General features: G+C 72.2%; 11 protein-coding genes. 10 read left to right on the top strand and 1 reads right to left on the bottom strand.

The genetic code is table 11. From position 1 onward, the window contains the following. Positions 1-27: 27 nt before the first annotated feature. The 10 genes from G569_RS0115645 to G569_RS0115600 all read left to right on the top strand — a co-directional run bounded on the left by G569_RS0115645 (position 28) and on the right by G569_RS0115600 (position 10,028). Positions 28-1,050 (top strand): LLM class flavin-dependent oxidoreductase, encoded by a 1,023-nt coding sequence (locus G569_RS0115645; protein WP_028064089.1) that lies wholly within the window; start codon positions 28-30, stop codon positions 1,048-1,050. 3 nt (positions 1,051-1,053) lie between these two features. Next, a complete protein-coding gene (locus tag G569_RS48840) occupies positions 1,054-1,449 on the top strand; it encodes a nuclear transport factor 2 family protein (RefSeq protein WP_053226430.1) in 396 nt (131 codons plus the stop codon). A 76-nt stretch (positions 1,450-1,525) separates the two neighbouring features. Then, positions 1,526-1,705, top strand: coding sequence for a hypothetical protein (locus tag G569_RS0115635; protein ID WP_157592073.1), 180 nt, complete (start codon positions 1,526-1,528; stop codon positions 1,703-1,705). A gap of 240 nt (positions 1,706-1,945) precedes the next feature. Then, a complete protein-coding gene (locus G569_RS0115630; RefSeq protein ID WP_169542152.1) occupies positions 1,946-3,052 on the top strand; it encodes an ABC transporter permease in 1,107 nt (368 codons plus the stop codon). Beyond that, entirely contained in the window at positions 3,049-3,726 is a 678-nt protein-coding gene (locus G569_RS0115625; protein ID WP_028064086.1) for an ABC transporter ATP-binding protein, read from the top strand. The genes G569_RS0115630 and G569_RS0115625 overlap by 4 nt, the downstream gene beginning before the upstream one ends. 4 nt (positions 3,727-3,730) lie before the next feature. Continuing rightward, on the top strand, positions 3,731-4,312 hold the full coding sequence (locus tag G569_RS58095) for a TetR/AcrR family transcriptional regulator (protein WP_028064085.1): 582 nt from the start codon (positions 3,731-3,733) through the stop codon (positions 4,310-4,312). A 47-nt stretch (positions 4,313-4,359) separates the two neighbouring features. Next, entirely contained in the window at positions 4,360-5,922 is a 1,563-nt protein-coding gene (locus G569_RS0115615) for an FMN-binding glutamate synthase family protein (RefSeq protein WP_028064084.1), read from the top strand. Then, complete coding sequence (locus tag G569_RS0115610; protein WP_028064083.1) at positions 5,919-7,640, top strand: thiamine pyrophosphate-dependent enzyme; 1,722 nt, start codon at positions 5,919-5,921, stop codon at positions 7,638-7,640. Before G569_RS0115615 ends, G569_RS0115610 begins: the two co-directional genes overlap by 4 nt. 31 nt (positions 7,641-7,671) lie before the next feature. Further along, complete coding sequence (locus G569_RS48830; RefSeq protein ID WP_053226429.1) at positions 7,672-9,225, top strand: PAS domain S-box protein; 1,554 nt, start codon at positions 7,672-7,674, stop codon at positions 9,223-9,225. Continuing rightward, positions 9,222-10,028 carry a beta-keto acid cleavage family enzyme gene (locus tag G569_RS0115600; RefSeq protein ID WP_028064082.1) on the top strand — a complete coding sequence of 269 codons (807 nt, stop codon included), beginning with the start codon at positions 9,222-9,224 and terminating at the stop codon, positions 10,026-10,028. Before G569_RS48830 ends, G569_RS0115600 begins: the two co-directional genes overlap by 4 nt. Here the strand turns inward: G569_RS0115600 and G569_RS0115595 are convergent. Beyond that, positions 10,025-10,786, bottom strand: a complete 762-nt coding sequence (locus tag G569_RS0115595) for a methyltransferase domain-containing protein (protein WP_028064081.1) — start codon at positions 10,784-10,786, stop codon at positions 10,025-10,027. The two genes, G569_RS0115600 and G569_RS0115595, sit on opposite strands and share 4 nt — an antisense overlap. Between the last annotated feature and the right edge of the window lie 77 nt (positions 10,787-10,863).

The following is a 10,863-nucleotide window of genomic DNA, read 5'->3' as shown; positions in this document are numbered from 1 at the left end:
ACCGGAACCGACGAGGAGACGGCTCAGATGAAGTTCGGACTGCTGTTCCGCCCGCAGGACCCACCGGAAGCCGCGAACATCGGGCAACGCTGGCAGGAGATCCTGGCCGCCGGCGAGGCCGCCGAGGAGGCGGGCTGGGACGGCCTCTTCGTGCCCGAGCACCACATGATGCCCGACGCCTACCTGCCGTCCCCGTGGCCGGCACTGGGCGCGCTGGCGGCGCGGACGAAGCGGGTCGACATCGGCACCACGGTGCACCTGCTCCCGTTCGAGCACCCGGTCCACGTCGCCGAGCACGCGGCGATGGTCGACGTGCTCTCCGGCGGGCGCCTGAAGCTCGGCGTCGGCCTCGGGAACTTCCCGACCGAGTTCGAGCTCTTCGGCCTGAACCCCAAGACGCAGGTCTCGCGCTTCGAGGAGGCGATCGAGATCGTCCAGAAGCTCTGGGCGGGCGAGACGCTCGACCACAAGGGCAAGCACTTCAGCGTCAAGGGCAACCTGACCCCGCTGCCGCGGAACGCCGAGCTGTGGATGGGCGCGATGTCCGAGCCCGGCATCCGCCGCGCCGCCCGCTTCGGCGCGCCCTGGCCGACCGACCCGCTCCACAACATCGACGTCATGAAGGAGTGGAAGGGCATCTACGACGCCGCGGGCGAGGAGTACGGCACGTCCGACAAGCTCCAGATGGTCCTGCTCCGCGACGGCTGGGTCGCGGATTCGATGGACGACGTCGAGCGCGACTGGTGGCCGTGCATCCGCGCCGAGCACTGGTTCTACTTCTCCCAGATCCCGCGCTGGGTGCTCGACCGCGAGCCCTTCCTGCAGGGCGTGTCCTCCGAGGACGACTTCCACTTCGACAAGCACCGCGTCGATCGACTGATCGTCGGCAGTCCCGACGACTGCATCGCTCAGGTCAAGCGCTTCCAAGCAGAGCTCGGCATCGACTACCTGATCCTGTCCATGCGCGTCGCCGCCGGCCCGAGCCACGAGCTCGAGCTCGAGGCCATCCGCCGCTTCGGCCGCGACGTCATCCCCGCCTTCAAGGACTGACCCATGGCCGAATACAGCGACATCGCGGAGCTCTTCGCCCGCTACGGCGCCGCCCAGGACCTCCACGACCGCGAGCTGATGGCCACGACGCTGACCGCGGACGCGACCGTCACCATCCACATCGTCGGCATGGACTCGATAGGCCCGCTCGCCGGCCGCGACACGATCGTCTCCTTCTTCGGCGACATCCTCGACAGCCAGACCGACCAGCGCCGTCACTCGATCACCAACATCCACCGCCTCGAGGGCGACCGCGTCAACGCCTACCTGACGCTGATCGTCACCGACGAGGGCGAGACCGTCGTCAAGAGCGCCGGGATCTACGAGGCGACCGTCGCGGAGGAGGACGGGACGCTGCGGCTGAGCGGCTTCGTGCTCTCGCTCGACCGCGGTTTCTGACCCACAAGCGGCCAACCTTCGTGTGGGTGGGCGGGTCATGCCCATCGTGACCACCACCCACCCAAGGAAGGCCCCCATGCTCCGTATCGCCCTGCTCGCCGTCAGCGGCTTGCTCGCCCTCGCCGTGCCCGCCTCGGCCCAGCCACTCGAGAACACGATGATCAGCGGCTACGCCGTCCACGCCGCGATGGCCGGAACGCAGGTGGGCAGCGAAGGCTTCGCCCACATTGCGGGAACGTCGTCGCGGACCCCTTGACCGGCGGCGTCCCGCGGGCGTACCTTCATGGAGCACGCGGAACCGAGCCGCAGAGAGCGAAGCCCAGGGGTTGCAAGGGCTCGCCGCTCAGCCGTCGGCCGGCGACACTCTCCTTCGTGGGGAATGGCGCTGCCGGGGGAGAGCACCCCGAGCGGCTCGGGACCGCGTCACTTTGCGTTAACGGGCGATCGCCGACCTGTGGTCGGGCTGCGACTAAGATGTCGACACCATGTCGATAACTTGTCTCGTCTGATGTTCCTCGCGCTGCGAGATCTCCGGCGCGGTTGGCGGCGCTTCGTGCTGGTCGGGTCGGTCGTCGGCCTGGTGGCGGTGCTGTCGACCGTGTTGTCGGGCTTGGCCGATGGGCTGGTGCGCGACGGGACCTCGGGTCTGCGGGCGCTGCCGCTCACGCACCTGGCGTTCGCGCCACATAGCGAAGCGGTCTTCAGCCGCTCGACGCTCGACGAGCGCGCGCTGTCGGCCTGGACCGCGCAGCCCGGGGTGCAGGCGTCGCCGATCGGCGTGTCGTTCGTCAACGGTGCGCCGGTCGGCGGGCGGCGCGGTGAGCCGTCGATCGACCTCGCGCTCTTCGGGGTCCGGGACGGAGACTTCCTCGCCGCCGCCGACGCGCAGCGGGCGCGCGACCTCGAGGGGCTGGTGCTCGCGGGCGAGTTGCGCGACGAGGGCGTCCGGATCGGCGACCGCTACCGGATCGCGGGCTCCGATGTCGTGCTGCCGGTGCTCGGCTTCACCTTCGCGGGGTCCTATGGGCACGTGCCGATCGCGTACACGTCGCTGGCCGCTTGGCGGCGGATCGCCTACGGCAACGACGCGCGCGGGCGCTTCTCGGCGCTCGCGCTGCGGCTGCCCCCGGGACTCGACGCGACGAAGCTCGCGGCACGGGCCGGGACCGAGCTCAAGACCAAGGAGCAGGCCTTCGCGGGCTCGCCGGGGTTCACGGCGGAGACGGCCACGATGTCGCTGATACGGGCCTTCCTGCTCGCGATCTCGGCGCTGGTCGTGGGTGCGTTCTTCACCGTGTTGACCGTCCAGCGCACCCAGCAGATCGGGGTGATGAAGGCGTTGGGCGCGTCGACGGCTTACGTGGTGCGAGACGGCGTGGCGCAGATGCTCGTGGTCGTTGCGGTGGCGACGGTCGCGGGCGGGGCGGCCGGGACGGCGATCGTGGCGCTGCTGGACGGCGGGCCGGTGCCGGTCGCCCTGGTGCCGGGCGGGATCGCCGCGAGCGCCGGGCTGCTCGTGGCGGCGGGACTGGCGGGCAGCCTCGTCGCGTTGCGGCGGATCGCGCGCGTGGAGCCGGCGATCGCGCTCGGGGTGCAGGCATGACCGCCGCCCTCGCGCTCGAAGACCTGCACGCCGAGGTCCCCGACGGCGACCGGGCGCGCGTACTGCTGGACGGCCTGAATTTCGTGCTGGCTCCCGGCGAGCTGGTCGTCGTCACCGGCGCGTCGGGTTCGGGCAAGTCGACGCTGTTGACCTACGCCGGTCTGCTCCGTCGGCCCGCGCGCGGCGAGGTGCTGGTCGCGGGCATGCCGACGGCGCGGCTGCGCGAGCGCGCCCGCACCGCTGCGCGGCGCGAGCACATGGCGCTCGTCTATCAGTCGGCGAACCTGCTGCCGTCACTGACGGCGCGCGAGCAGCTCGAGTTGGTCGCCCACGTGCGGGGCGAGCGCGGTCGGGCGGCGCGACGCCGGGCGGACGAGCTGCTCACGCGCGTGCAGGTCGCCCACCGCGCCGACGCGCTCCCCGCGCAGCTGTCGGGCGGCGAGCGCCAGCGCGTGGGCGTGGCACGCGCGCTGATGGGGCGCCCGACGGTCCTGCTGGCCGACGAGCCGACGGCGTCGCTGGACCCCGATCTGTCGGCCGAGATCGCCCGGCTGCTCGCGTCCGCGGCCCGCGAGGATGGTGTCGCGACGCTCGTCGTCTCCCACGACGACGCGCCGCTCGCGTACGCCGACCGCCACCTGCGGCTGATCCGGGGTGGGCTGGTGTCAGGATGACCGGGTGCCGCGGATCAGCGCCGATACCGTCGCCGAGCACGTCGCCCAGCAGGAGAGTGCCGTCTTCGACGCGGCCATCCGCCTCTTCTTGGAGCGCGGCTACGCTGCCGTCGGCCTCGGCGACATCGCGGCCGCCGTCGGACTGAAGCGCACGTCGCTGTACCGGTACTTCCCGGACAAGGCGCACATCCTCGCCCGCTGGTTGCGGCGCGAACTCGACGCCGAGGCGGCGACCTCCGCGGAGCTGCTCGCGGGCAACGGGGACATCGGCTCGCGCATCGAGCGCTGGGTCGACCACCAACTCGCCTACGCGCGCCGGCCCGAGCACGCGCTCGTCCGCGCAGCGCCCGAGGCCGAGCGCGCGCTGGACGACGAGACGCGCGCCGGGCTGGCCGACGGCCACCGCCGCCTGCTCGCGCCGCTGAGCGACCTGCTCCGCGCGAGCGGTCTCAGCGACACCGAGGTCGCCGCGACCACGACGCTCCTCTTCGGCCTGGTCCGCGCCGCCGTCGACGCCGAGCCCTCGCCCGCGCTGCATCAGCAGCTCTCGGCCGCCATCGGCGGCCTGCTCGCAGCCGTCCGATAACCGGGCCTTAACGGGGTTCTCTCATACGCACTGGGTAGGGCCGGGGTGTGTCCCGCTTCCTCCCGTTCGCCCTTGCCGTCCTCGCATTCGCCGGCGCGCTCATCCTCGGCTGGTGGATCGTCGCGGCGATCCTCGCCCTGATCGTCGCGGTCGGGATCCACGACCTCGTCCAGCGCAAGCACAGCATCCTGCGCAACTACCCGCTGCTCGGGCACGCCCGGTTCGCGATGGAGGCCCTGCGGCCCGAGCTCCAGCAGTACTTCATCGAGCGCGACACCGACGGGCGGCCGTTCGACCGCGACACGCGCACGTCGATCTATGAGCGCGCGAAGGGCGCCAAGGACGAGCAGGCCTTCGGCACCGAGCTCGACGTCACCGCGCCGGGCTACGAGTGGCTCGTGCACTCGATCGCGCCGCTCGACCCACCGAAGGACCCGCCGCGGGTCCGGATCGGCGGCCCGGACTGCGCGCAGCCGTACGAGATGGCGCTGCTCAACGTCTCGGCGATGAGCTTCGGCGCCCTCTCCAAGGCGGCGCTCACCGCGCTCAACCGCGGCGCCAAGGCGGGCGGCTTCGCCCACGACACCGGGGAGGGCGGCCTCACCGACCATCACCTCCAGGGCGGCGATGTGATCTGGGAGCTGGGCAGCGGCTACTTCGGCGCCCGCACCCACGACGGCGGCTTCGACGCCCACGAGTTCCAGGACAAGGCCGCCCACGAGCACGTCAAGCTCGTCTCGCTCAAGCTCAGCCAGGGAGCCAAGCCCGGCATCGGCGGACAGCTGCCGGGCGCGAAGGTGACGAAGGAGATCGCCGAGGCGCGCGACGTCCCACAGGGCGAGCCGTGTGTCAGTCCGGCCGCGCACACGGCCTTCCACACGCCGCGCGAGCTCGTCCGCTTCATCGCCCACATGCGCGAGCTGGCCGGCGGCAAGCCCGCGGGCTTCAAGCTCTGCGTCGGCAGCCGCCGCGAGCTGCTGGCGATCTGCAAGGCGATGCTGGCCGAGGGCACCGCCCCGGACTTCATCATCGTCGACGGCGCCGAAGGCGGGACCGGCGCGGCCCCGATGGAGTACGCCGACCACGTCGGCATGCCGCTCACCGAAGGGCTGATGACCGTGCACAACGCACTCGTCGGCGCGGGGCTGCGCGACAGCATCAGAATCGGCGCGAGCGGGAAGGTCGCGACGGGCAGCGACATCGTCAAGCGCCTCGCGCAGGGCGCGGACTACACCAACGCGGCGCGGGCGATGATGATGGCGCTCGGCTGCATCCAGTCGCAGGAATGCCACCTGAACACGTGCCCGGTCGGCGTCGCGACGCAGGATCCGAAGCGCGCGCGGGCACTCGACGTTCCAGACAAGACCCAACGGGTGACCCGCTACCAGCAGGCGGCGGTCGAGGAGGCGGTGCGGATCATGGCGTCGATGGGGATCGATCGGCCGGCGAAGCTCGGCCCGGGGCACCTGATGCGCCGCGTCGACGAGCACACCACGAAGAGCTACGGCGACCTCTACGAGTGGCTCGAGCCGGGAGAGCTGGCGAGCGGCGACCCGCGTGAGAGCTGGGCCGCCGACTGGCAAGCGGCGAGCGCGGAGACGTTCGCATGACCGTCGCCGAGCACATCGTCGCCGCGCTCGCGCGCCAGGGCGTCACGACCGTGTGGGGCGTCGTGGGCGACGCGCTGAACCCGATCACCGACGCGATCCGCCGGCACGACGGCATCGACTGGCTCGGCGTGCGTCACGAGGAGGCGGGCGCGTTCGCCGCGTCCGCGCAGGCGCAGCTCACCGGGACGCTCGCGGTCTGCATGGGCACGGTCGGCCCCGGCTCGATCCACCTGCTCAACGGCCTCTACGACGCCAAGAAGTCGCACGCGCCGGTGCTGGCGCTGTGCGGTCAGGTGCCGTTGGCGGAGCTCGGGACGGACTTCTTCCAGGAGGTCGACAACGACGCGCTGTTCGCCGACGTCGCCGTCGTCCGCCACACGATCACGAGCCCGGAGCAGCTCCCGAACCTGCTCGAGCGAGCGGTCCAGGGCGCGCTCACGCAGCGCGGCGTCGCGGTGCTCACGCTGCCCGGCGACCTCGGCGACAAAGACCTCCCGAAGGGCACGCCCGAGGCGCGCTTCATCGCCCCGCCGGCGAAGATCCTCCCCGACCCGCACGCCCTGCACGAGGCAGCCGCCGCCATCGACGGCGCCGACAAGGTCACGTTGCTGGCCGGGATCGGCGCGCGCGACGCCCGCGCCGAGGTGCTCGCGCTCGCCGAGAAGCTGTCGGCGCCGATCGTCCTGACACTCAAGGCCAAGGAAGGGCTGGAGCGCGAGAACACCTACCAGGTCGGGCAGACCGGTCTGATCGGCAACCCCGCGGCGCGGCACGCGTTCGACGGCTGCGACCTGCTGCTGATGCTCGGGACGGACTTTCCGTATACGGACTGGTATCCGCAGGACAAGGTCGTCGTGCAGGTCGACGTCGTGGGCTCGCACATCGGCCGGCGGACGCGGGTCGACGTCGGCATCGTCGGCGACGCCGCCCTCACGGCCGCCGCGCTGCTGGACCGCGTCCGCGCGAAGCCCGACCGCACCCACCTCGACGACGCCACCGGCCGCTACGCGTCGTGGCGCGACGACCAGCGCAAGCTCGCCGACCCGGGCTACGAGGACTCAGGCATCGTGCCCAAGCTGCGCGCGAAGTTCGACAACCCGGACCAGCGCATCCGCCCGGAGGCGCTGGCCGCCGCCGTCAACACGCACGCCGCCGCGGACGCGATCTTCACCAGCGACACGGGGATGTCCACGGTCTGGCTCTCCCGCTTCGTCGAGTTCACCGGCACACGGCGGCTGATCGGCTCCTACAACCTCGGCTCGATGGCCAACGCGCTGCCGCAGGCCCTCGGCGCGCAGGCGCTGGACCGGCGGCGGCAGGTGATCGCCTTCTGCGGCGACGGCGGGTTGACGATGCTGCTCGGCGACCTGATCACCGCCGTCAGCCACGACCTGCCCGTGAAGTTCGTGGTCTTCGACAACGGGCGCCTGGGCATGGTCAAGCTCGAACAGGAGCAGGGCGGACTGCCGGAGTTCGGCACCATGCTGGCCAACCCCGACCTCGCGGCGGTCGGACGGGCGCTCGGCCTGCACGGCGTGCGTGTCGAGGGCCCGGATGAGCTCTCCGACGCCGTGCGGGCGGCGCTTGCGCACCCCGGCCCCGTGCTGCTGGACGTGGTCACGAATCCCGACGAGATCTCGCTCCCGCCGCGCGTGAAGGTCGCCGACGGCTGGGGGTTCGCGATCGCCAAGCTCAGCGAGGAACTCCAAAGCTCCTGAGCAGGGGGTATGGTGCTCGCCGATAGCGAGCATGGACGACTTCATCCTCGGCGAGTCGTTCGCCGCAATCCTCACGGAGACCACGCAGTCCCTCGTGTGCGTGTACGACCGCAACGCGCGGATCGTGCTCTTCAACGACGCGTGCGTGCGCGCGACCGGCTACGCCCGCGACGAGGTGCTCGGCAAGGACGCGCGCGACTTCGTGATCCCGCCCGAGGAGCGCGAGGCGTTCGGCGACTTCCTGACCTACGTCTTCAACACCGGCTCGCCGAGCCCGCAGGTCGGCCACTGGGCGACGAAGTCCGGTGGGAGGCGCCTGATCGCCTGGTCGAACCGGCCGATGACCGGCGACGACGGCGAGCCCGTCGCGCTCGTCACGACCGGCATCGACCTGACCGACCGCGAGTCGCTGCGCGAGGAGGAGGACCGCGCGCTGCAGGGCGACCCGGAGGCCAAGCTCGCGCAGATCTCGCGGCTCGCGTCCGAACAGCGGGCGCTGCGGCGGGTCGCCACGCTGGTCGCCGCCGAGGTCAGCCCCGACCGCGTGTTCATGGCGGTGAGCGAGGAGTGCGCGCGCGTCCTGCAGGTCAACTCGTCCGCGGTCTTCCGCTACGGGGGTGACGGGCGCGCGACGATCGTCGGCCGCCACAACCGCGACAGCGTCGACGTGCTCAGCATCGGCGAGGTGCTCGAGGCCAAGGAGAGCTCCGCGATCGGCCGCGTGCTGCGCACCGGCTCGCCCGCCCGCATCGACGACTGGGGCGGCGTGCGCGACGAGTCGGAGATCGCCGAGGCGATCTTCCGCGTCGGCTACCGCTCCTCCGCCGCGGCGCCGATCGTCGTCGCCGGCGCGCTCTGGGGCGCCGTCGCGATCACCAGCGAGGACCCGCTGCCCGAGGACACCGAGGACCGGCTCGGCGCGTTCTGTGAGCTCGTCTCCCTGGCGGTGGCCAGCGCGCAGGCGCGGGCCGACCTGATCGCGAGCCGCGCCCGCCTGGTCGAGGCGGGCGACGAGCAGCGCCGGCGCCTCGAGCGCAACCTCCACGACGGCGCGCAGCAGCACCTGGTCAGCGTCGCCGTCAAGCTGCGCGTCGCCCGTTCGCAGTTGGAGGCCAAGCCGGATATCACGGCCCGGTTGCTCGACGAGGCGCTGCACGAGCTCGGCGCGGGGTTGGAGGAACTGCGCGAGATCGCCCGCGGCCTTCATCCGGCGATCCTCGGCGAGCACGGCCTCGGCCGCGCGCTCGAGGTCCTCGCCAGCCGCCTCCCGGTCGCCGTCGTCCTCGACATCCTCCCCGAGCGCCTGCCCGACCACCTCGAGGCGACGCTCTACTACATCGTCTCCGAGGCCTTGACCAACGTCGCCAAGCACGCCAGGGCGGACGAGGCGCGGGTGACCGTCTTCCGCCACCGCGACGTCCTGCGCTGCGAGATCACCGACGACGGCCGCGGCGGCGCCGACGCCTCACGCGGCAGCGGCATCACCGGCCTGCGCGACCGCGCCGAGGCCGCGGGCGGAACCCTGTCGGTGGTGAGCCCGCCGGGCCGCGGGACCGTCGTCAGCGCCGCGCTGCCGCTGTCATGAGCGCGATCATCGAGGTCGCGCTCAACGGGGTGACGCCACACGCCCCGCGAACGCCGGCCGAGATCACGGCGGACGCGCTGGCGTGCATCGCGGCGGGCGCTTCGATCGTCCACAACCACAACGACGAGCCGATGTGGGTGGACGACGGGGTCCACGCGTCAGAGCCGTACGCTGAGGCGTGGCGTCCGATCCTCGCCGCACACCCGGACGTCCAGCTCTACACGACGCAGGCGAGCGGCGGGCCGGGGATCGCGATCGAGACGCGTTGGGCCCATCAAGAGGCACTCGCCCGCGCGGGGCTGTTGCGGGTCGGGCTGATCGACCCGGGCTCGGTCAACCTCGGCGACCGCGTCTATGTGAACACGCTCCCGGACGCCCGGTTCGCGGTGGCCCGGTGCGCCGCGCTCGGTCTCACGGCATCCGTCTCGATCTTCGACCCGAGCTTCCTCCGCGCGGCGCTCGCGCTGCCGCTCCCGGCGGGCGCGATCATCAAGCTCTACTTCGGCGGCGAGGCGCTGCCGTTCGGGCTTCCGCCGACGGAGCCGAGCCTCGACGCCTACCTGGCGATGCTCGACGGTGCCGGAAGGCAATGGCTCGTCGCGGTCCTCGGCGGGGACGTGGTCGGTTGCGGCCTGGCGGCGCTCGCGCTGGCGCGTGGCGGCCACGTGCGCGTCGGGCTCGAGGACTATGCCGGCCCGCGCTCGCCGTCCAACGTCGAGCTCGTCCGTGAAGCCGCCGCGCTGATCGCCGCGTCCGGCCGCCGTGTCGCCACGCCGGCCGAGACCCGCGCACTGCTCGGTTAGGGCTTCACCGCCAGCACCGACACGCTCGTCACCCCGTAGCGCTCGGCGGTCGCCTGCGCGCGCGGGGAGTGGAAGCGGTACCCGGTGTTGGTGCGCACGGTCTGCTTGTGCAGGCCGGACGCCTCGACCGCCTGCAGGCAGTGGGCGAGCGGCACGGCGCCGGCGATGCACGCCGACCACAGCTCCTTGTTGCTGCGGGTGCGTTCGGGCAGTTGCAGCTCGCAGACGACGACCGCGAAGGCGAGCCGGCCGCCCGGCCGCAGCGCCCAGGCGGCCGCGTCGAACACGGCCTGCTTGTCGGGAGCGAGGTTGATCGCGCCGTTGGCGATGACCACGTCGACGCTCTCGCTGTCCACCGGCGGCGCCTCGATCAGGCCCTCGACGAACTCGACGTTCGCGGGCGCGTCGCGGCGGGCGGTCGCGAGTTGGGCGTCGGTCATGTCGACGCCGATCACCGACCCCGCGGGCCCGGTGAGGTGGGCGGCGATGCAGGCATCGGTGCCCGAGCCCGACCCGAGGTCGAGGACCTTCGCGCGCGGTTCGATCTCCGCAAGGTCGAGGAAGTGCCCGACGCCGGCGAAGCGCGCCAGCCGTTCAGGCCGGACAGCGTCCAGCCACTCGGCCGGGTAGCCGAGCCGCTCGGCGAGCGGGCGTCCGGTCTCGAAGTGGAACTCGCCGTCGGGGTCGCGGGCGACGTCCCGGTACGTCGCGCGTATCTCGTCGCGCAGCGCGCCGGCGTCCTGCAGGGTGGGGCTCATGGGAAGAACTCCTGCGAGGTGATCGTGGGGAGGACGCAAGCGTCTCGCATTTGGCGCGTTGACGCAACCGAGTCGCT

Source organism: Solirubrobacter soli DSM 22325 (genome assembly GCF_000423665.1).
Taxonomy (GTDB): domain Bacteria; phylum Actinomycetota; class Thermoleophilia; order Solirubrobacterales; family Solirubrobacteraceae; genus Solirubrobacter; species Solirubrobacter soli.
Note: the sequence above shows the minus strand (reverse complement) of the source record. Positions and strands in the feature narration are given on the sequence as shown.

Coding starts and splice junctions, on each gene's coding strand:
- G569_RS48830 (WP_053226429.1), top strand. CDS start 7,672: ATGGACGACTTCATCCTCGGCGAGTCGTTCGCCGCAATCCTCACGGAG.
- G569_RS0115610 (WP_028064083.1), top strand. CDS start 5,919: ATGACCGTCGCCGAGCACATCGTCGCCGCGCTCGCGCGCCAGGGCGTC.
- G569_RS0115635 (WP_157592073.1), top strand. CDS start 1,526: ATGCTCCGTATCGCCCTGCTCGCCGTCAGCGGCTTGCTCGCCCTCGCC.
- G569_RS0115595 (WP_028064081.1), bottom strand. CDS start 10,786: ATGAGCCCCACCCTGCAGGACGCCGGCGCGCTGCGCGACGAGATACGC.
- G569_RS0115625 (WP_028064086.1), top strand. CDS start 3,049: ATGACCGCCGCCCTCGCGCTCGAAGACCTGCACGCCGAGGTCCCCGAC.
- G569_RS0115645 (WP_028064089.1), top strand. CDS start 28: ATGAAGTTCGGACTGCTGTTCCGCCCGCAGGACCCACCGGAAGCCGCG.
- G569_RS0115600 (WP_028064082.1), top strand. CDS start 9,222: ATGAGCGCGATCATCGAGGTCGCGCTCAACGGGGTGACGCCACACGCC.
- G569_RS48840 (WP_053226430.1), top strand. CDS start 1,054: ATGGCCGAATACAGCGACATCGCGGAGCTCTTCGCCCGCTACGGCGCC.